This is a genomic window from Planctomonas psychrotolerans, assembly GCF_008642235.1.
Lineage (GTDB): Bacteria > Actinomycetota > Actinomycetes > Actinomycetales > Microbacteriaceae > Planctomonas > Planctomonas psychrotolerans.
Map to the genome: position 1 here is coordinate 2,755,824 of NZ_SJEV01000001.1, position 20,829 is coordinate 2,776,652.

General features: G+C 68.6%; 15 protein-coding genes and 2 tRNA genes. 13 read left to right on the forward strand and 4 right to left on the reverse strand.

Going from position 1 to position 20,829, the window contains the following annotated elements:
- Nucleotides 1-57: 57 nt before the first annotated feature.
- Nucleotides 58-2,601: an aminopeptidase N gene (pepN, locus tag EY822_RS12745; RefSeq protein ID WP_150308591.1), complete on the reverse strand. Its 2,544-nt coding sequence runs from the start codon at nucleotides 2,599-2,601 to the stop codon at nucleotides 58-60.
- A 241-nt stretch (nucleotides 2,602-2,842) separates the two neighbouring features.
- Here pepN and EY822_RS12750 point away from each other — a divergent pair, with 241 nt between their 5' ends.
- The 6 genes from EY822_RS12750 (at nucleotide 2,843) to EY822_RS12775 (ending at nucleotide 8,833) form a co-directional block, all read left to right on the forward strand.
- Nucleotides 2,843-3,469 carry a mycothiol-dependent nitroreductase Rv2466c family protein gene (locus EY822_RS12750; protein ID WP_150308592.1) on the forward strand — a complete coding sequence of 209 codons (627 nt, stop codon included), beginning with the start codon at nucleotides 2,843-2,845 and terminating at the stop codon, nucleotides 3,467-3,469.
- A gap of 70 nt (nucleotides 3,470-3,539) precedes the next feature.
- Entirely contained in the window at nucleotides 3,540-4,037 is a 498-nt protein-coding gene (locus EY822_RS12755) for a ribose-5-phosphate isomerase (protein ID WP_150308593.1), read from the forward strand.
- Nucleotides 4,038-4,045: 8 nt separating this feature from the next.
- A complete protein-coding gene (locus EY822_RS12760; RefSeq protein WP_150308594.1) occupies nucleotides 4,046-5,005 on the forward strand; it encodes an Fpg/Nei family DNA glycosylase in 960 nt (319 codons plus the stop codon).
- Between the two features lies 1 nt (nucleotide 5,006).
- Entirely contained in the window at nucleotides 5,007-5,624 is a 618-nt protein-coding gene (locus tag EY822_RS12765; protein ID WP_150308595.1) for an FMN-binding negative transcriptional regulator, read from the forward strand.
- A complete protein-coding gene (locus EY822_RS12770) occupies nucleotides 5,621-7,126 on the forward strand; it encodes an amidohydrolase (protein ID WP_227497272.1) in 1,506 nt (501 codons plus the stop codon). The genes EY822_RS12765 and EY822_RS12770 overlap by 4 nt, the downstream gene beginning before the upstream one ends.
- A 252-nt stretch (nucleotides 7,127-7,378) precedes the next feature.
- Nucleotides 7,379-8,833: a sensor histidine kinase gene (locus EY822_RS12775; protein ID WP_150308596.1), complete on the forward strand. Its 1,455-nt coding sequence runs from the start codon at nucleotides 7,379-7,381 to the stop codon at nucleotides 8,831-8,833.
- A gap of 41 nt (nucleotides 8,834-8,874) precedes the next feature.
- On the opposite strand, the gene EY822_RS12780 is transcribed toward EY822_RS12775, so the two are convergent.
- The gene (locus tag EY822_RS12780) at nucleotides 8,875-10,353 is read right to left on the reverse strand and encodes an HNH endonuclease signature motif containing protein (protein WP_150308597.1); all 1,479 of its coding nucleotides are present in this window, start codon (nucleotides 10,351-10,353) and stop codon (nucleotides 8,875-8,877) included.
- 500 nt (nucleotides 10,354-10,853) lie between these two features.
- Here EY822_RS12780 and EY822_RS12785 point away from each other — a divergent pair, with 500 nt between their 5' ends.
- Complete coding sequence (locus tag EY822_RS12785) at nucleotides 10,854-11,522, forward strand: response regulator (protein ID WP_150308598.1); 669 nt, start codon at nucleotides 10,854-10,856, stop codon at nucleotides 11,520-11,522.
- Between the two features lie 432 nt (nucleotides 11,523-11,954).
- Here EY822_RS12785 and EY822_RS12790 read toward each other — a convergent pair whose 3' ends face one another.
- Nucleotides 11,955-12,680: a hypothetical protein gene (locus tag EY822_RS12790; protein ID WP_227497273.1), complete on the reverse strand. Its 726-nt coding sequence runs from the start codon at nucleotides 12,678-12,680 to the stop codon at nucleotides 11,955-11,957.
- A gap of 432 nt (nucleotides 12,681-13,112) precedes the next feature.
- Here EY822_RS12790 and EY822_RS12795 point away from each other — a divergent pair, with 432 nt between their 5' ends.
- The 4 genes from EY822_RS12795 (at nucleotide 13,113) to EY822_RS12810 (ending at nucleotide 18,749) form a co-directional block, all read left to right on the forward strand.
- A complete protein-coding gene (locus EY822_RS12795) occupies nucleotides 13,113-14,351 on the forward strand; it encodes a MalY/PatB family protein (protein WP_227497274.1) in 1,239 nt (412 codons plus the stop codon).
- The gene (locus EY822_RS12800; RefSeq protein ID WP_150308599.1) at nucleotides 14,348-15,682 is read left to right on the forward strand and encodes an O-acetylhomoserine aminocarboxypropyltransferase/cysteine synthase family protein; all 1,335 of its coding nucleotides are present in this window, start codon (nucleotides 14,348-14,350) and stop codon (nucleotides 15,680-15,682) included. The genes EY822_RS12795 and EY822_RS12800 overlap by 4 nt, the downstream gene beginning before the upstream one ends.
- A gap of 342 nt (nucleotides 15,683-16,024) precedes the next feature.
- A complete protein-coding gene (locus tag EY822_RS12805; RefSeq protein WP_150308600.1) occupies nucleotides 16,025-18,127 on the forward strand; it encodes a cell wall-binding repeat-containing protein in 2,103 nt (700 codons plus the stop codon).
- A gap of 121 nt (nucleotides 18,128-18,248) precedes the next feature.
- A complete protein-coding gene (locus EY822_RS12810) occupies nucleotides 18,249-18,749 on the forward strand; it encodes a bifunctional nuclease family protein (protein WP_150308601.1) in 501 nt (166 codons plus the stop codon).
- A gap of 109 nt (nucleotides 18,750-18,858) precedes the next feature.
- On the opposite strand, the gene EY822_RS12815 is transcribed toward EY822_RS12810, so the two are convergent.
- Nucleotides 18,859-18,932, reverse strand: a tRNA-Gly gene (locus EY822_RS12815).
- Between the two features lie 167 nt (nucleotides 18,933-19,099).
- On the opposite strand from EY822_RS12815, the gene EY822_RS12820 reads away from it, so the two are divergent.
- Together EY822_RS12820 and tig are read left to right on the forward strand one after the other, a co-directional pair.
- Nucleotides 19,100-19,175 (forward strand) — tRNA-Pro (locus EY822_RS12820).
- A 62-nt stretch (nucleotides 19,176-19,237) separates the two neighbouring features.
- Entirely contained in the window at nucleotides 19,238-20,680 is a 1,443-nt protein-coding gene (gene tig, locus EY822_RS12825; protein WP_150308602.1) for a trigger factor, read from the forward strand.
- Nucleotides 20,681-20,829: the final 149 nt, after the last annotated feature.

Here is a 20,829-nt window from a genome sequence, read left to right on the forward strand (position 1 = left end):
CCAGGGTGTCGAGATGTAATGGATGGGATGGGTCGGACGCCGGGCGTCCGGACGGCGTTATTCGGCGTCCCGCTCCTGAGCACGGAGGGCGCGCTCCACGCCGGCCAGGTTCTCCACGACGAGCCTTCGCAGCGCGGGCGGCTCGGCGTTGGCGTCCAGCCAGGCCCGGGTCGCGTCCCGAAGCTCCGGGGACGCGAGCGGTGACGGGTAGAGCCCGGTGATCAGCGCGGAGGCGATGCCGTAGCTGCGCGACTCCCAGACGTCCTGCAGGGCCGCGAAGTACTGCTCGACGAACGGCTCGAGCAGGCTCGTGTCCGCCGCCCGCTTGAATCCGAGGGCGGTGGCCCGCACGATCGCGTTCGGGGCCGTAGCCACGTCGACGAGCGATGCCCACGCGGCCTGCTTCGCCTCGGCGGTGGGGATCGCCGCCGTCGCGTGAGCCGCCGACTGCGTGCCGGTCGCCGTGTTGTCCTCGGCAAGACGGGCGTCGATCTCGGTCTGCCCCGCGCGGCCACCGGCGACGAGCGCGATCAGCAGCTCCCAGCGAAGGTCGGTGTCGATCTCGAGGCCGTCGAGCGGCGCCGTTCCGTCGGACAGGGCCGCGATCGCGTCAAGGTGCTCGGGCGTGCCCGCCACCGAGGCGAACGCCTTGAGGAACTGGAACTGCGCGTCCGAGCCGGGGGCGGCGTCCCGAGCGAGCGTCAGAAGGGTTTCGGCGACATGCTCGAGCGTCTGTTCGCGCGCGTCCCGGGCCACGTAGTTGGTGGCGGCGAGGATGACCTGCGCCAGCACCATGCGGAGGGTGGTCGATTCGGTCTCGGCGGCGATGTTGTCGAGCGCCAAGGTGATGTAGTCCCGCGGGCGGGTCTCCGCGTCGCGCGCCGCATCCCATGCCGATCCGAGCACGAGCGACCGGGCCAAGGGGTCGTCGATTCGCGCGAGGTGACGGGTGGCAGCGTCGAGCGAGTGCTCGTCGAGACGGATCTTGGCGTAGGCGAGGTCGTCGTCGTTGAGCAGCACCAGTTCGGGCCGGGCGAGTCCGACGAGTTCGGCCACGTCGGTGCGGGCGCCGTCGACGTCGAGCTCCACGCGGTGCGTGCGCACCAGACGGTCGTCCTGCAGCGAGTAGAAGCCCACCGCGAGACGGTGCGGTCGGAGGGTCGGGTAGTCCGGGTGCGCCTCCTGCAGCACCGCGAAACCGGTGATGGTGCCGTCGGCGTCGGTGTCGATCGCCGGACGCAGCGTATTGACGCCCGCGGTCTCGAGCCAGAGGCCGGTCCAAGCCGAGAGGTCGCGGCCGCTGGTGGCCTCCAGCTCGACCATGAGGTCGGGCAGCTCGGTGTTCGAGTACTCGTGCGTGCGGAAGTAGCGGGCGACGCCGGCGAGGAATTCCTCCTGACCGACCCACGCGACGAGCTGCTTCAGCACCGATGCGCCCTTGGCGTAGGTGATGCCGTCGAAGTTGACCTGCACGTCCTCGAGGTCGTTGATCGTCGCGAAGATCGGGTGGGTGGAGGGCAGCTGGTCCTGGTTGTACGCCCAGCTCTTCTCCAGCGCGTTGAAGGTGGTCCACGCACCGTGCCACTCGGTGGCCTCGGCGGTGGCGAGGGTGGAGATGTACTCGGCGAACGACTCGTTGAGCCACAGATCGTTCCACCACTTCATCGTGACCAGGTCGCCGAACCACATGTGCGCCAGTTCGTGCAGGATCGTGACGACCCGGCGCTCCTTGATGGCATCGGTGACCTTCGAGCGGAACACGTAGCTCTCGACGAAGGTGACGGCACCGGCGTTCTCCATCGCGCCCGCGTTGAACTCGGGCACGAACAGCTGGTCGTACTTCGGGAAGGGGTACGGGTAGTCGAAGCGGGTCTCGTAGAACTCGAAGCCCTGCCGCGTCTTCTCGAACACGTACTCCGCGTCGAGATACTGCATCAGGGACTTGCGGGCGAAGACGCCGAGCGGGATGACCCGGCCGTCGCTCGACGTCAGCTCGGACCGCACCACACCGTACGGTCCGGCGATGAGCGCGGTGATGTAGCTCGACATGACCTGGGTCGGCTCGAAGGCCCACGTGCTCGCACCGTCTCCCGCATCCGTCGGCTCGGGCGTCGGGGAGTTCGACACGACCTCCCAGTAGCTCGGAGCCGTGACGGTGAAGCGGAAGGTGGCCTTCAGGTCGGGCTGCTCGAACACCGCGTACATGCGGCGGGAGTCGGGCACCTCGAACTGGCTGTACAGGTACACCTCGTCGTCGACGGGGTCGACGAAGCGGTGCAGGCCCTCACCGGTGTTCGTGTACATGCAGTCGGACACGACCGTGACGGTGTTGTCGTCGGCGAGGTCGTCGAGCTGGATGCGCACGCCGTCGCTCACCGTTGCCGGGTCGAGCTCGCGTCCGTTCACGGTGACCGAGTGCACGGTGCGGGTGATCGCGTCGAGGAAGGTCGACGCGCCTGCCGTTGCGCGAAACCGGACCGTGGTCGTGCTGCGGAACGTCTCCGCACCGGTGGTCAGGTCGAGCGTGACGTCGTAGTCGTGCACGCGCACCAGGGCGGCTCGTTCCTGCGCTTCTACCCGGGTGAGGTTGTCTCCTGGCACGGAATGTCTCCTTCGATGACGGGGGAGGGGTGAGGGCGAACGCCCCGAAAGTCCGTCGATCAGCCTAGTTGAGCGCGTGACCCCCGGCGTGGCGGACCTCTTCCCGCGACGTCCCATGGAGTCGTCCGTATTCGTCGTGGCGCTCGACGGCCGACAGGTCGCGGTCGGGCACGCGCTCGGGCGTGGGTCGGATGGCTGAACGCCCCCCGACACCGGTCCCCGGCGCGGATAGGCTGAGGTAATGGCATCCGAGACTTCCCCCGCGCCCCGCCCCGTCGTCGATTTCTGGTTCGACCCGTCCTGCCCCTGGGCGTGGATGACGTCGCGGTGGGTCGACGAGGTCGCACGCCAGCGCGACCTCGATCTCACCTGGCACGTCATGAGTCTCGCCGTCCTCAACGAGGACAAGGACGTGAGCGACGACTACCGGGCGTTCTTCCCCCGCGCGCTGCGCTACACCAGGCTGGTCGCCGCGGCGAGCGAACTGCACGGCCAGGACATGGTGAAGAAGCTGTACGACGCGCTCGGCACCCGCATCCACCCGGGGGGCAGCAAGGATGCGGACGAGGTCATTCCCGCCGCGCTCGCCGAGGTGGGACTCCCGGCCGACTTCGCGGCCTACGCCGACAGCGACGAGTACGACCCGCAGATGCGCGCGTCGCACTTCGACGGCATCACCCGGGTGGGTCAGGACGTCGGCACACCGGTGATCTCGGTCGACGGAGCCGCATTCTTCGGCCCGGTGATCTCCCCCGCTCCCCGGGGGGAGCAGGCGCTCGCCCTGTGGGACGGCGTGGTGGCGGCCGCCAACTTCGAGGGATTCTTCGAGCTGAAGCGCTCGCGCATGGTCGACCCCATCTTCGACTGATTCCGTCCGCCCTCCTCGACGCATTCCGCTCCGACTCGCCTCGACCCCACCCGCTTCGAAAGGCACGCACATGCGCATTCACATCGGCACCGACCACGCGGGGCTCGACTTCAGCCGTTACCTGGTGGATCACCTCACCGAGCAGGGCCATGAGGTGATCGACCACGGGCCGGACGAGTACGACTCCCTCGATGACTACCCGTCGTTCTGCATCAACGCCGCACAGGCGGTGGTTGCGGACCAGAAGGCGGGTCACGAGGCGCTCGGCGTGGTCTTCGGCGGGTCCGGAAACGGCGAACAGATGGCTGCCAACAAGGTGCGGGGCGCGCGTGCCGCCCTCGTCTGGAGCCACGCCACCGCCGTGCTCGCGCGGGAGCACAATGACGCCAACGTGGTGTCGATCGGCGCCCGCCAGCACACGATCGAGGAGGCCACCGCCTTCATCGACGCGTTCCTCGCGACGCCGTTCTCGAACGAGGAACGGCACGCGCGGCGGATCGCGCAGCTCGCGGAATACGAGACCACCGGGTCGATTGCGGGGATCGCGATCGACCCGATCGAGAGCTAGGCGGCGAGGTGCCCGAGGGTCACTCCATCCACCGCATCGCGCGACAGTTCGGCGAGCACTTCGCGGGGCACCGCGTGGAGGCGTCGTCCCCGCAGGGCAGGTTCGCGGAGGGCGCCGAGCGACTGAGCGGTGCCGTGCTCGTTCGCGCGTTCGCGGTGGGTAAGCAGCTGTTCATCGAGTTCGACTCCGGGCTGTGGTTGCGGGTCCACCTCGGGCTGTACGGAGCGTGGGACTTCGCCGGGTCGGTGTCCACTTCCTCCCGGCGCTACGGGCAGACCGGCATGCGGGGCAACATCCCCATCGACACGGCCGCAGAGGACTCCCTCAGCAGCATCGGGGCGCCGAGACGCACCCGACTGCGGATGGCGGAGCAGGAGCAGCTGCACGACACCTTCGAGGCGTGGCCGCCCGATCCCATCGGTGCGGTGCGGCTGCGTCTCCTGACGGAGGATGCCGTCGCCGACCTGCGCGGACCGACGGCCTGCGAGGTGCTGACCGCCGACCTGGTCGAGGTGGCCATCGCGAAGCTCGGTCCTGATCCGCTGGTCCACGGGGGCAAGCGGTCGGAGGACCGGTTCACGGCGACGGTGCGCAAGAAGTCGACGCCCATCGGCCTCCTGCTCATGGACCAGAGCGTCGTGAGCGGCATCGGCAACGTCTACCGGGCGGAGTTGCTGTTCCGGGCGCGGCTGAATCCGCACACGCCGGGCAATCGGGTGTCGGAGGAGGCCGCCCGGGGTCTCTGGCGCGACTGGACCAAACTGCTGCGCAAGGGAGTCGAGGTGGGCCAGATGCTCACCATGGACGGACTGCGCGGCGCTCGTCTCGACGCCGCGCTCGCCAGCCGCGACGACCGCCACTGGGTCTACAAGCGTGAGGGACTGCCCTGCCGGGTGTGCGGGACCCACATCGTGATGGAGCCGATGGGCGGGCGCAAGCTGTACTGGTGCCCGCAGGACCAGGCATAGCGTGCGGAACAATCCGAGCTTCGCCGTGCACGACGCCGGAGAGATCAAGCGATGGATCCGGGAGAACCCGTGGGTGACGCTGGTCAGCACGTCCGCGTCCGGCGAGCTGGTCGCCTCCCACTACCCGGTGCTGCTGGATGACGCGAGGGACGGCATCGTCCTGCTCAGCCACGTGGGGCGCCCCGACGAACGGCTGCATGAACTCGGCCGGCACGAGGTGCTCGTCGTGGTGCAGGGCCCGCACGGCTACATCTCGCCCGGCTGGTACGACGATGCGCCCGCGGTGCCGACGTGGAACTTCTCGGCTGCGCACCTGTACGGCGTGCCCGAGATTCTGGACGACGAGGAGAACTACCGGGTGCTGGGGTCGCTGGTCGACGCGTTCGAGTCGCGGATGCCGCAGCCGCGGACGATGGAGGACCCGACCGGGTATGCGCGCCGCCTGCTGGCCGGGACGGTCGGCTTCCGGCTCGAGGTGACGCGATTCGTCGCCAAGGCGAAGCTGAGTCAGAACAAGCCGGCGGAGGTCGTCGACCGCGTCATCGACGCCCTGGAGGGCGATGGCGCGTACGCCAATGCCGACCTCGCTCGGGAGATGCGTCGGGTGCGGGCGTCGTGACGCCGCGTCCCGCACTGCTGTTGCGCGACGCCCGGCTCGCCGAGGGCGCCGAGCCGGTGGACCTGTTCATCGAGGACGGTGTCCTCACCCGGGCCGCTCCGTCCGGGGCCGGTGCACCGGGGAGCGCGGACGGTTCGACGGGTGTGGAGGTACGCCACCTCGACGGTCGACACGTCGTCCCCGGACTCTGGGACAACCATGTGCATTTCACGCAGTGGACGCTGACGAGGCGGCGGCTCACTCTGGAGTCGGCCACGTCCGCCGCCGAGGTCGCACGCCTCGTGGGGGAGCGGGTGGCGTCGCGGGTGGACCCCGACGGCATGCCGGTCGTCGGCTACGGGTTCCGCGATGCGCTGTGGCCCGATGTCCCGACGGCCGCTCTGCTGGACTCCGTTGCGGAATCCGTGCCGGTCGTGCTGGTGAGCGGCGATGTGCACAGTTGCTGGTTGAACACCGCGGCACTCCGCGTGTTCGGGTATCCGTCCGGCGAGGGAGCGAGCGGGCTGCTGCGCGAGGAGGACAGCTTCGAGATCGTGCGGCGGCTCCAGGAGGTGGCGGCCCCGACCGTCGACCGGTGGGCTGCGGAGGCGGCGACCGAGGCCGCCAGCCGAGGTGTCGTCGGCGTGGTCGACATGGAGATGCGTTGGAATCTCGACGACTGGGTCCGCCGGATCGGCGGGGGTACCGTCGATCTGCGGGTGGAGTTCGGAACGTATCGGGCCGAACTCGACCGGGCGATCGGCATGGGCCTGCGCAGCGGGCAAGTTGTCGATGGCACGGACGGCCTGCTGACGGTCGGACCGTTCAAGGTGATCACCGACGGATCGCTCAACACCCGCACGGCCTTCTGTTTCGACGAGTACCCCGGGATGGGCGGGAGTCCCGATCCGAAGGGTCTGCTCACCGTGCCGCCCGATGAGCTCGTCGAGGCAATGTCGCGCGCGACCGCCGGTGGCTTGCGTTGCGCGGTGCACGCGATCGGCGACCATGCCAATCGGCTCGCCCTCGACGCGTTCGAGGCGACCGGTGCCACCGGGTCGGTCGAGCATGCGCAGCTGCTGACCGAGGAGGACATTCCGCGCTTCGCCGCCCTCGGCGTCGCGGCGAGCATGCAACCCGATCACGCACTCGACGACCGCGACGTCGCGGATGCCTACTGGACCGGCCGAACGCACCTGGCCTTCCCGGTTGCGAGCTTGCTCCGCTCCGGTGCGAGGGTCGTGCTGGGTTCCGACGCTCCGGTGTCGCCCCTTGACCCGTGGATCACCATGGCCGCGGCCGTGTGGCGCACCCGTCACGGGCTGCCCGCCTGGCACGGTGAGCAGGCCATCGACGTGGCGGCGGCGTTGGCCGCCTCGAGCCGCCACGCCGTGACGGTCGGTGCCCCCGCGGATCTCGTGGTGCTGGACGCCGATCCGTACACCGCGTCGATCGAGACGTTCCGCAGTATGCCGGTCGCGGCGACCCTCTTGGGGGGACGCTTCACCCACGACTCGCTCTGAGCGAGAGGGTGCACCGGTGCCGCTCCGGTGCCGCTCCCGGTGCCGCCCCGTTCTCGCTCCGGCCGTGCCTCCGCTTCGGTGACGCCCGTGCCCGTGCCCGTGCCCATGCCCGTCCTGGTGCTGGTGCTGGTGCCCGTGCCCGTGCAGGTGCTGGTATTCGGGCTGCGGTGGTGCTCGCGTCGGGGGGTTTCCCCCGGCGGGTGCGGATGCTCGCAGGATGGTTGGGAATGTATCGCCGCGGGAGAGTGAAGCATGACCAGTTCCCCCGACCCCGCTCCCGCCGCGTCTGCCACGCTGGATCCTGTGACGACTCCGACTCCACCGGCACCCGAGCGAAGCGGGTCGGGACATCGCTACGGACGGATGTGGCGTTCCGTCCCCCGCGAACTCGGTTTCTTGCTCCTGGCGATGCCCATCGCGGTGGTCACCTTCATCGCCGTCGTCACGCTGTTCTCGACCGGCGTCTCCACGATCGCCCTGTTCTTCGGCGTCTTCTTCATCATCGCCGCGCTGCTGGCTTCTCGTGCGTTCGGCACGTTCGAGATGGCGCGACTGGAGTGGGCCGGTCGGCCGCCCATCCCGAGGCCGGCGTGGACGAACTCCGGAGATCCCGCCGGATTCTGGGCAGGTCTCCTCCGCGTCCTCAGCAATGGGCACTACTGGCTGCACCTGCTGCATGCGATGGCGGTCAACTTCGTGGTCAGCATCATCACGTGGATCATCACCGTCTTCTGGTTGTCGGTGGCCTTGGCCGGAGTGACGTATTGGCTCTGGGTGCAGTGGCTGCCGGCCGGTCGGGGAGAGGACGACTGGCTCTACCGCACAGTGCTGGGCGGCGTCGCGCCGTGGCTCCTCCCTGGGCTCGATGCCACCGTCGAACCGCTGATCGGCGAGGCGATCTTCCAGGTGCTCCTCGGCGTCATCTTTCTGGCGACACTTCCGTTCGTCACCCACGGGCTCACGCTGCTGCACGACGTGATCGCGCGACCAATGCTCGGCGCGTGGCGGTCGGAGTTCCTCCAGCGCGAAGTGGCGGACCTCAGTGAGTCCCGGGGCGCCGTACTTGCCGCCGAGGACCAGTCCCTTCGCCGACTCGAGCGCGACATCCATGACGGCCCGCAGCAGCGGCTCATTCGGATGCAGATGGATCTCGCCGCGGCCGATCGCAAGCTCGGGAGCGATCCGGAGTCCGCGAGGGCGCTGATTGCCGAAGCAATGCAGCAATCCCGCGACACGCTCGAGGAGTTGCGGGCGCTCTCGCGAGGCTTCGCGCCGCCCATCCTGCAGGACAGGGGACTGGTCGCGGGTCTCGCGTCGCTTGCCGCTACCAGTACCGTCCCGGTGCGGGTGTCGACGGAACTCGATCCGGCTCTCGCCCTCCCGCCGGCGGTCGAGCGGAGCGCATACTTCGTGGCGGCGGAGCTGTTGGCCAATGTGGCGAAGCACTCCGGTGCCACCGACTCGGTGTTGCATTCCGCGATCACCGTGGACCCGACCACCGGTGCGCAGTGGCTCACCGTCACCGTCACGGACAATGGCCTGGGCGGTGCGATCCCCACCGAGGGACACGGTCTGCACGGTCTGACGGAACGACTCCGTGGGTTGCGTGGGTCGTTGTCTCTCGACAGCCCGGCCGGTGGGCCGACCGTTGCCCAGGCCTTCATCCCTCTGGAGTTCGTCACTCCGGGTCGACCGCCGCAGTGGTGAGAATCGCATGGGGGCCCTGTGCGCGCTCCTCGCCGCGGTCGTCATGTGCGTTGCCGTGGTCGTTGATGTTGGGTTTGGATGGTGTGGATGTCGGGGTTGCGGCTGGGCATCGGAATCAACGTCTGTGTCGGGTCGATGGCCATGGGTGGTCTGAGCCAGTAACCACCGTCGTGGCGGAGGACCTTCCAGTGGTTGTCGTGCACCAGGAGGTGGTGTCTTCGGCAGAGGAGGACCCCGTCGGCGATGTCGGTTCTGCCGTGTTCTTTCTTCCATGAGTTGATGTGGTGGGCTTCGCACCAGGATGGTGGCCGGTCGCAGGACGGGAACCGGCATCCGCCGTCGCGCACGGCCATTCCGACGCGTTGCCTGGGGGTGAAGAACCGGCGGGCCCGTCCCACGTTGACGCACTGTCCGGTGTCGTCGAATCCGACGGCTATTGCTCCGGTGTCGCAGAGGTGCCGTTCCACCGTGCGGAAGGAGACGGGGTCGGGGTGTCCTTCGATCCGTCCGTGGCCTGCACGGTTGTGGAGGTGCGCGTCGGTGATGATGATGCGGACGGCGGGGCGGTGGGTACCGAAGATGGTGCCGGGGTCCGCGTCGATGGCGAGGCGGATCATCTCGACCAACGCATCGGCGGCGATCTGCTCCGTCGACCGTTCATCGTTCAGGAGCGCTTCAGCGGCGGCCTTTTCTTCCGGGTCGACCATCCGCGGACCACCTCGCCGTGGGGAGAGGATTTGGTCGATGGCGCCGGCGACGATGGTGCCTTCTTCGGGTGCGAGGCGGAACTTCCCGCAGTACATGCCTGCACTGTCCCACCAGGTGCGCAGCGTCCGGTCGTCCCGGCGTTGCTTCTCGCGCCGTGCGATGCCGTCACTGTCGAGCTCATCGCGGAGGTGCCGTGCCTTCCGGAACAACTGGTCCGGACTCAACCCCGCCGCCGACGCAATGAGCTCAGCGCACGCGGCAGTGAGTCCCGCAGCCGAGACTCCGGGGCCGACGTCACCAAGCGCCCGCTGGATCGCGTGGAAGCAGTCCGACGACAGTGTCCCGTCCGCGAGTGCGGCGACGAAGGGTGCCTGCCACGGCGGCGCTAACGACGCGAATGGGGTCGCGGGCGCGGTCGACGCGTCATCCCCAGCACCACCCTCTTCCGCGGCGCCCACTGTTCCTGCGGTGAGGGCATCGGCTGCTTCTGTTTCGGCGATGATCCTGCCCAGCCGGACCAACTTCACGGCTTCGGGACGGGACAGCTTGCCGATCGACTGGATCATCGCCTCCGGCGACACAAACCCTGCGCTCTGCGCCATCCCACCATGCCCCGCCTCCGGGCGGGACCGGTGTGCGATCTCTCCCGCGATGAAGGCCGAGTACCGGTCCACGCACTGGCGCAACACGGTCACCCGGTCCTGCGCACCCCGCAACTCCCCGTCCGTCAAGACCGCGACATCGGCCGCACAGTCGCCGAGGACGGCGACTGCGTCCGCTGCGGTGCGGAGTCGGGTGGAGAGGAGGTCCATACCACCTATTATCCCAGCATCGAACACGTGTCTCAAGAGGTGGGGCGCGAGAATGGGGATAAATTCTTGTCCACAGGTAAGTGGTGGGTGACGCGTGACCCTTCGACAAGCCCAGGGACCGTCGGGGTTGCGTCCCTTCGACAGGCTCAGGGACCGTGACGGGGTGCGTCCCTTCGACGGGCTCAGGGTCCGTATGGTGCGTCTCTTCGACGGGCTAGGAACCGTGAGGGGTTGCGTCCCTTCGACAGGCTGAGGGACCGTGCCGGCTTGCGTCTTTCGACAGGCTCAGGGACCGTGTCGGCTTGCGTCCCTTCGATGGGCTTAGGGACCGTTAGTGGTTATGTCTCTTCGACGGGTACAGGGGCCGTGAGGGGTTGTGTCCCTTCGACAGGTTCAGGGACGGTGGGGGCTTGTCCCTTCGACGGGCACAGGGACCGGGGGTGGCATCCCTTCGCGCCCCGAGGGATCGACACCCACGCGACCCGCCCTAGTGTGGTCGCATGACCGCCGTGCGCAGCCCCGACCACCGCCTCCGCCTCGTACTGGCCGACGACTCGGTGCTCCTGCGCGAGGGGCTCGTCCGCCTCTTCGACGAAGCGGGGTTCGACACCGTCGCGGCATACGGTGATGCGGAATCGCTCCTCGCGGACATCGACACGCACGCACCGGACCTCGCCGTGCTCGACGTGCGCATGCCGCCCACCTTCCGCGACGAGGGCGTGCGCGCCGCCATCGAACTGCGCCGGCGGATGCCGCGCCTCGGCATCCTGCTGCTCAGCCAGTACGTGGAGGGCACCTACGCACAAGAACTGCTGTCGGTCGGCACCGGCGGGATGGGCTACCTGCTGAAAGACCGCGTGTCGTCGCTCGATGAGCTCAAGGACGCGGTGAACCGCATCGCGGATGGCGGCACGGTGCTCGACCCGCAGGTGGTGAGTCAGCTGCTCGGCCTGCGGAACGATCCGCTCACCTCGCTGACGCCCCGCGAGCGGGAAGTCCTCGGCCTGATGGCCGAGGGACGCACCAACGCCGGCATCGCTTCACGGCTGTACATCGGCGTCGGTGCCGTGGAGAAGCACGTGACGTCGATCTTCCAGAAGCTCGCGCTCGAAGACTCCGGCTCGGATCACCGTCGTGTGCTCGCGGTGCTCACCTGGCTGCAGCGATAACGGGACGTGCACACGTCAACGGCACTGCTCGTGCAGCGCACTCATGCGCGCCCCGCGCACTCATGCGCGCCATGCGCGCTCTGCGCACCATGCACGCCCGCCACCGCACGACGACGCAGCCGGCCTCCTCAGGGACTGCGCACACCTCAGGCAGCGCGCCATGCGGGATAGCACGCACACGCACTGCATTCTGCGCCTCCACTCCGCTCAGGACAGCCGTGCATGCTGCACCTGCAGTCGTGGCCCAGCGCAACCGCGCACGCAACGCCTAGGCTTGTGGCGCAGCTCAGCCTTGCGCGCAGCGCCGATCATGGATGTGCGGCGCACTCCGCGCACACGCGTGCACGACGCTCATACGCATCGCATGCCCTGCGGGGCGCGCCACCCGTTTCCCGCGTGCTGCCGCCGATCCCCCTCGACCCCCGCGAATCGCTACGCCGCGTCCCCGTCCGCACCCGCCAGGCGAGCAGCGCCCGGTGCCGGGAACCGCGGCTCGTAGGTTCTCCACAGGTTCTGGAAGTGCCGGGCGCCGAGCAGAACGGACACAGTGCAATACACGAGTCCGCACGCCACCCCGACGACGGTCATGAGCCACGCCTCGCCTCCGCTCGTCGCGGTGATGGCGGCGGCGAGGAGGCCGAGGAGTGCCGAGTTGATCGCGGTGACGAACACCATGCTGCTCCCGCTCACCTGGCTCGCATCGCTGCGCGCACCGAGGAAGTAATAGGTCTGCGCCATCCCCACCGCGTCGTCATGCGCGGAGGTCATGAGGTACGGCTCGATCCCGGGATCGAGGCGCACGTACGCGGCACGGAGGCGATTCATGGCGAGCACGTACATGAGGTCCTCCATCCCCACGTTGAAGACCCGCACCTGGGTGAGCACACCCACGAGGCTCGCGAAACCGAGAACCGCGGCTGCGAACGCCGCGAATGTCTCCGAGAACCCGGTGGCCTGACCCACGATGCCCAGGCTCAACAGCCCGGCCGATACCACGGTGAGCAGCATCGCGATGCGCAGGAGCACCTCGCTCTGCGTCGTGCTCCGCGACGCGAGCAGACTCCAGTGCTCGGTGGCGAGCAACTGCGCCCGGTACGGCGGAACTGCGGGATCCGGCGCGTCGCCCGACTCCTCCGGATCCACCGGGATTTCGGTCATGCACCATTGTGGCGCTGACCGGTCGCGCGCTCCAGTGCCGGTTCGACCCGCACCAGGGGAGCAGGATGTCGAACGGCATAGCGTCGAATTCTGTCGCTTCCGCAGTCGATGGTTCCGGCGCGTGCAACTACCGACCAACCCGCGCGATCGTGGTGGGCCGCCCGCAGCACCCCGACACCCGCACCGTCGCCGTCGCATCCGGCCCGCAGCCACAGCGCTTCCGCCGCCCGCAGCGCCGCCCACAGCGCAGCACCGCCCACAGCGCTCCCACCGCCCGCAGCGCAGCACAGCCCACAACACTCCCGCCGCCCACAGCGCAGCACCGCCCACCGCACCCGCGGAACATGACGCCGTGTGTCGCCCCGCCGCCGGTGCCTCGCGCCCCTTCACTAGGGTCGAGCGAACGCCACGTCCGCCACACGAAGGATCCCCGTGACCCGATCCCGTTTCGATGAGATCACCCGCGAGCAGCTCAGCCGCGCGGGCAGTCGCAAGTGGAGCCTGTATCCCGACACGATCGGCGCCTGGGTCGCCGAGATGGACTTCGGAACGGCCCCCGCCGTGAAAGAGGCACTGCATCGCGCGGTCGACGACTGCGACCTCGGCTACCTGGCCCCCGCCACCACGCGCCGGATGGCCGAGGCTGCCGCCGCCTGGCTGAAGCACGACAGCGGATGGGATATCGGCGCCGACAACATCCACCCGGTGTCCGACGTGATGGCGGCGCTCGACGTGGCGGTCACCAAGTACACACCGGCAGGCTCCGGCGTGATCGTTCCGACCCCCGCGTACATGCCCTTCCTCAGCTTCCTGCCCACCCTCGGCAGGGAGGTCTTCGAGGTTCCCGGCGTACTCACCGGCGGCCGCTGGTCGCACGACCTGGCCGGCATCGACGCCGCCTTCGCGGCGGGCGCCCGTCTCCTCGTCCTGTGCAACCCGCACAACCCCACCGGCTCGGCGATCCGTCGGGACGAGCTGGAGGCGATCGCGGCGATCGTTCACCGTCACAACGGCCGGGTGTTCGCGGACGAAATCCATTCGCCGTTGCGCTACGACGGTGTGCCGCACGTGCCCTACGCCTCCCTCTCCGAGGTGACCGCCCGGCACACCCTCACGGCCACCTCGGCGTCGAAGGCGTGGAATCTACCCGGGCTCAAGACGGCGCAGTTGATCACCTCGAACCCCGCCGACGAGGAGCTGTACCAGACGTTCGGGTTCGCCGTGCTGCACGGCGCGTCCACGCCCGGAGTCCTCGCGGCGACGGCCGCGTACTCGGAGGGGCGGGAGTGGCTCGCGGAGGTGCTGGACTATCTCGACGGCAATCGTCGCCTGCTCGAGCGACTGCTCGGCGAGCACCTGCCCGAGGTGCGCTTCCACCGTCCCGAGGCCACCTACATCGCCTGGCTCGACTGCTCGGCCCTCGACATCGACGGCTGCGTCGCCGACTTCTTCCGCACCGAAGCGGGGGTGACCATGACCGACGGCACGCTGTGCGGCGACGGGTTCGCGAAGCACGTACGACTGATCTTCGCCATGCCGAGACCCATCCTCGAGGAGACGATCCTGCGCATGGCCGACGCGGTGCGCCGCCGACCACGGGATCGACGCAACCTGGCCAGCGGATTCGTGGCGAACACGGTGCAGCACCGACGAGGGGACGAGGAAGCATGACCGCAGAATCCACGACGGACACGGAAACGAGCGTGTGTCGCCCGGAGTACGACTGGGACGGCTACGGATTCGACACCCGGCAAGTGCACGCGGGGGAGTACGAGGACCTCACGAGCGGGGCCCGCATCGCCCCCATCGCGATGACCGCCGGATACCGCTTCGACTCGTTCGACGACGCGTCATCGCGGTTCTCGGGCGAGAGCGACGGCCTCATCTATTCGCGCCAGCGCAATCCGTCCGGTGCGGTGGCCGAACGCCGCATCGCCTCCCTGGAGGGTGGCACCGAAGCGATCGTGGTGGCATCCGGGCAGGCGGCGATCACCGCGGCGCTGCTTTCGATCGCCCAGGCGGGGGAGCGGATCGTCTCGACCGCCAGCATCTACAGCGGCACTCGCATCCTCTTCGGCCGCAGCTTCCGCCGCTTCGGCGTGAGCGTGGACTACGTGTGGGACGAGTTCGACGATGACGAGTGGGACCGCGTCATCACCCCGGACACGAAAGCCATCTTCAGCGAGACCATCCCCAATCCGAAGAACGACATCGTCGACATCGATCGCGTGGCCGCCGTCGCCCGGCGGCACGGTATCCCTTTCGTGGTCGACAACACCATCGCGTCGCCGTACCTCATCCGTCCGTTCGAACACGGTGTGGATGTGGTGGTGCACTCGTCGACCAAGTTCCTGAGCGGACACGGCGCGGCGATCTCCGGCGCCATCGTGGACGGGGGGAGCTTCGACTGGGCGGGGTCGTCGCGCTCCTACCCGTTGATCACTCAACCGGTCGGACCGGGCAGACCGTCGATCGCCGACCGATTCCCCACCACCGCGTACGCCCGCGCCACCCGCGAAGCCGTCGTGAACGACATCGGGCCGGCGCTGTCGCCCTTCAACTCCTTCCTGCTGCACCAGGGCATCGAAACGCTGTCGCTGCGCATGGAACGACACCTCGACAACTCGGTCGCCGTCGCCCGGTTCCTGGCCGACCACCCCGGCGTGGAGAGCGTGGACTACGCGGGACTACCCGGAAATCCGGCGTACGACCTCGCTCAGCGGCTTTACGGCGGACGCTCCGGATCGGTGTTCTCCGTCACCGTGCGGGGCGGGGAAGACGGCGCGCGCCGCTTCCTCGACGGGCTGCGGGTGATCAGCCGCATGACCAACATCGGCGACACCCGATCGATGGCGCTCCATCCGGCCACCACGACCCACACGTCATTCGATGCCGACCTGCGCGAACGACTCGGCATCACCCCCGGGCTCATCCGTCTGTCGATCGGCATCGAGGACATCGCCGACCTGACGGCCGACCTCGACGCGGCGCTGTGCCGCTGACCGGTGCTGCGCCGAAACCGGCGCTGGGGCGAGGCGCCGTCCGTCGAGTCGCCGTCCGTCGGGTCGCCGCCCGTCGACGTGGCGACGTGTTCGGCCGATGTTCGCGTCCCGTTCACCCGCAGAAGGCCCCGAGTGTGCCCGTAGTGGCGTCCACCGCACGGCATTTCGTCACGTTTCGGAAAAGGTCCGAGGTTTCCGCCACGGAGCCGTTCCCGACGGATACGATCAACCATCGGCTACCCAGGCCGAGACGGCACCACGGACGCGTCGCACCCACGACGCACGGGAGCGTCGCACCCACGACGCCGAGCCCCGAGTTGCCGTCAACGGAAGGATCCACCCGTGAGTGCACTCGCCACCCCTCTTCGCCCTGCTCGGAAAGCCGCCTCGCTCCTGGCGGTGAGCGCTCTTACCGCCGTCGCCCTCGTGGCGGGGGGTGTGCCCGGAGCCGCCGCCGCCGCACACACCGAAGTCCCCGTTCCCGGGGCGTATGCAAGCCAGTTGAACGTCGGCAGTGATGCGCGGGAGGCCGACCGCCCCCTCCTGCTGCCCACCTCGACCACGGAGCTCGCGTTTCGCATCCCGACCGACGGACTGAATCTCGACGCGGTGTCCTACCGGCTTTCCGGGGCCGACTTCGAGGTCACCGGCGTGGTCGAACTGACCGCCGAGATTATCGAGATCCCTGTCCCTGCGGACTTCTTCGCCGTGTTCCCGGACCACAGCCCCATCGACGAGGGGGATGGTCGGCTGTACTACGACGTCACCCTCGAGGCGGCGGGACCGGCGGATGCCCCGAATCCCCCCGACGACGACCGCAGTGGCGATACCTTCCGCGCCGACCTCACCTATCAACGGCATGACGGCGGCACGTCGGCCCGAGCCTTCTTCGACCTCTCCCGCACGCGTGTGGACTGGTATTCCGGCAGCGCGCTCCGCCGAGCGCCCGAGCGGATCCTGGTGCGAAGCGGGGACGCCATCACCCTCACCGCCGACCGGGACTACTTCTGGGTCGTCGCCCATTCCTCGCCGTTCCCCGGACGGTGGACCATCGACAACGCGCTGAACGGCCTGCACGAGCTCGACACCGTCATCTCGAACGACGGCAGGAGCCTCACCCTCACCCTGCCGTATCAGGATGGCGATCTCCGCTACGGCGACCAGGATCTCGTCGTCACCCGCCAGCAGGGCTTCGACGGCTTCGGCGACGTGGAGGACATGGTGATTCCCGTGCACGTGCTCGCTCCCTCCTCCGCCGCCGCGCCCGCGATCGGTGCCGCGTCCGGGGGCGACGGCTCGGCCACGGTGCACTGGCAGGCGCCCGACTCCGACGGAGGTGCGCCGATCGTCGGCTACCAGGTCCGGGTCTTCAGCTCCGGCGCCCTGGTTCGCACCGTGACCGTCGACGGACGCGTCACCTCCGCCGTGATCGATGCGCTGGCGAACGGGACCGAGTACACCTTCGATGTCGCGGCCATCACCTCGGAGGGGATGGGTGCCGTGTCCCCGCGGTCGAATCCCGTGGTGCCGGGAAGCGCCGCAATCCGGGTGGATCGCCTCACCGGATCCGACCGCTTCGAGGTCTCGGCGACCATCTCCCGCGAGGCCTACCCCGAGGGTGCACGGGTAGCGTACCTGACCACCGGACACGACTATCCCGATGCGCTGTCGGCGGGTGCCGCGGCGGCCAGGGAGGGTGGTCCGCTTCTTCTCAGCAGGAGCGCCGAGCTGCCCGCTTCGGTGCGGACCGAACTTCTCCGGCTGAACCCGGAACGGATCGTCGTTGTCGGCGGGCAGAACGCCATTGCGGAGTCGGTTCTCACCTCGCTGCGACGCCTCGTGCCGAACACGGTTCGGGTTGCCGGATCGGATCGCTTCGACACCTCCCGCGAGGTCGTGCGTTACGCGTTCGGGAACGCCGCCGTCGACGGCGTGTACGTGGCCACCGGCACGAATTTCCCCGACGCGCTGAGCGCGGGTGGGGCCGCCGGAGCTCACGGGGACCCGGTCCTCCTGCTCGACGGCCGCACATCCACCGTCGACGGGGCAACCCTCGACGTGCTCGGCGACCTCGGTATCGACTCCGTGCACATCGTCGGCGGACCGGTGTCGGTCAGTGCCGGGATCGAAGCGCAACTCGATCGCGACTTCGCCACCACGCGCTTGTCCGGCGCCGACCGTTTCGCGACCGCGTCCGCGGTGAACCGCGATGCGTTCACGTCCGCGCCGCGGGTGTTCCTCGCCACGGGCCACACGTTCCCCGACGCCCTCGCGGGCTCGGCCCTGGCCGGCCGTGCCGGGGCGCCGCTGTACGTCGTGCATACGGACTGCGTGCCGGCGGGTGTGCTGAGCGACCTCGCGGCCCTCCGCACGGAGCACGTGACGCTGCTCGGCGGCACGGATGCCCTCGCGCTTCCGGTCGAGGACCTCACGGTGTGCCGCTGACGGATGCGGAGCGGCGAGCGGGTTCTCGGCCGCACCGTTCCGGTTCCGAGTCCGGCCCCCGGGCATACTATGGGACCGTTCCTCTAACGGTTCCTCTCAGTGTCGATCGGGGAGTTGCACCATGGTTCAGGTTCGCGTCGTCGCCCTCGCCGTCGACTCTCGCGCGCAGCCGGTCGTGCTGCTGAAGCCCATCCTCGAGGAGCCCGGCATGGGCACGATGCTGCCCATCTGGATCGGCGCCCAGGAGGCCACCTCCATCTTCCTCGCCACCGAGGGTGCGCAGGCTCCGCGTCCGTTGTCGCATGACCTCATGAAGACCATGCTCGAGGCGTTGCACGCCGACGTGGAGAAGGTCGAGGTAACCCGCATCGAGGACGGCACCTTCTACGCGGAGATCACCCTGGCCACTGGCACCGGGCGGCTCGTCCTCGACTCCCGACCGTCGGACGCGATCGCTCTCGCCGCCCGGTACGACGCACCGATCTGGGTGAACGACGACCTTCTGCAGGAGGCGGGCGTACCGGATGCGACGGAGACCGAAGGCGTGGTGGACGAGGAGGCGAAGCTCGACGAGTTCAAGCGCTTCCTCGACGACGTGGAGCCGGAGGACTTCCAGGGCTGAGCGGCGGGTGTCGTGTCCCTTCGACAGGCTCAGGGACCGTGGGGGGACGGCGGGTGTCGTGTCCCTTCGACGGGCTCAGGGACCGTGGGGGAGGGGTCGTGGGGCTGGATGGAGGGGATGACGGGAATCGAACCCGCGTGATCAGTTTGGAAGACTGAGGCTCTACCATTGAGCTACATCCCCGCAACCGGCGTCGCCGCCGATGTGCGCCCATAAGCCTAGTACAGCCGATCGCCGCGTCGAACCACGGCGACGAGGTGAACTCCGTTAGACTTGCCGAGGCCATTCGCCCGCACGTGAGCTTCCGCATGCGTTCGAGCGTTCAAACCAGTCGGGTTGTTAGCGCAGTCCGGGGCGTAGCGTAGTGGCTAGCGCGTCCGCTTTGGGAGCGGAAGATCGCAGGTTCGAGTCCTGTCGCCCCGACCACAACCCCCGCACAGACATGCGTCTCAGCCGAGGCGTGCACCGCGAACAGGAGATTCCCCCACGTGAAGACCACGGTCGAACAGCTCAGCCCCACGCGAGTCAAGCTGGCCATCTCAGCCGCTCCCGAGGACCTGAAGCCGCACCTTGATCACGCCTACGGCCACATCGCCGAGCAGATCAACATCCCCGGTTTCCGCAAGGGCAAGGTCCCGCCCGCGATCATCGACCAGCGCGTCGGTCGCGAGGCGGTCATGGAGCACGCGGTCAACGAGGGCATGGACGTGTTCTACCGTGCCGCGGTCGAGGAGACCAAGATCCGCCCGCTCGGTCGCCCCGAGGCCGACGTGGCCGAGTGGCCGAGCAAGAAGGACTTCTCCGGCGACCTGCAACTCACCATCGAGGTCGACGTACGCCCCGAGATCGAGCTCCCCGACTACGAGGGCCTGAAGCTCGAGGTCGCGCCGATCGAGGTCTCCGACGAGGAAGTGCAGAAGGAGTTCGACGACCTGCGCGCCCGCTTCGGCACGCTCATCACGGTCGACCGTCCCGCCGGCACGGATGACTTCGTGCAGATCGACCTGACCGCCACGGTCGACGGCGTCGAGGTCGACTCCGCGAAGGGCATCTCTTACCAGGTCGGCTCCGGTGACCTCATCGACGGCATCGACGAGGCGCTCGACGCCCTGAGCGCCGGCGAGACCACGACCTTCGAGTCCACCCTCGTGGGTGGCGACAACGCCGGACAGAAGGCCGAGATCACCGTCGTGCTGGTCGCCGTCAAGGAGCGCGAGCTTCCGGATGCCGACGACGACTTCGCGCAGATGGCCAGCGAGTTCGACACGGTCGACGAGCTGCGCGAAGACCTCAAGTCCACCGTCGAGCGCTCCAAGGCGTTCGGTCAGGTCACCGAGGCCCGCGATCAGATCGTGGACAAGCTGCTCGAGGGTCTCGAGATCCCCGTTCCGGAGAAGCTCGTGCTCGACGAGGTGCACCGTCATCTGGAGAACGAGAGCCGGCTCGAGGACGAGGAGCACCGCGCCGAGGTCACCGAGGCCAGCGAGAAGGCGTTCCGCACGCAGCTGCTGCTCGACACCATCGCCGAGAAGGAGGAGGTGCGGGTGAGCCAGGACGAGCTGACCCAGTACCTCGTCCAGGGCGCGCAGCAGTACGGCATGCAGCCGCAGGAGTTCGTCGAGGTTCTGCAGCAGAACAACCAGATCCCGGCCATGGTCGGCGAGGTCGCCCGTAACAAGGCGCTGGCGATCGTGCTCGACCGGGCGAACGTCGTCGACACGAACGGCACGGCCGTGGACGTCTCCGAGTTCACCAAGCCCGTCGTCACCGCTCCCGCCGACCAGTTCGACGAGGCAACGGCCGCGCAGGACGATGACGCAGTCGACGCCGACGAGTCCGCTGCGGACGATTCCGCCGCCGACGAGTCCGCTGCCGACGCGAGTGCGACGGACGACGCCGCAACCGACGACGAGGGCACGTCCACGTCCTAAGCACCACCACCTTCGACGGGTCCGGGATCGCATGATCCCGGACCCGTCGTCGTTCGCCCTCGTGTTCTTTGCCCACGGCGAACACGCCGATTCTCGCGAGTCGGCTCCGATAGATTCATGAGCGAAGCAATAACTGAATGGAGCGCAAA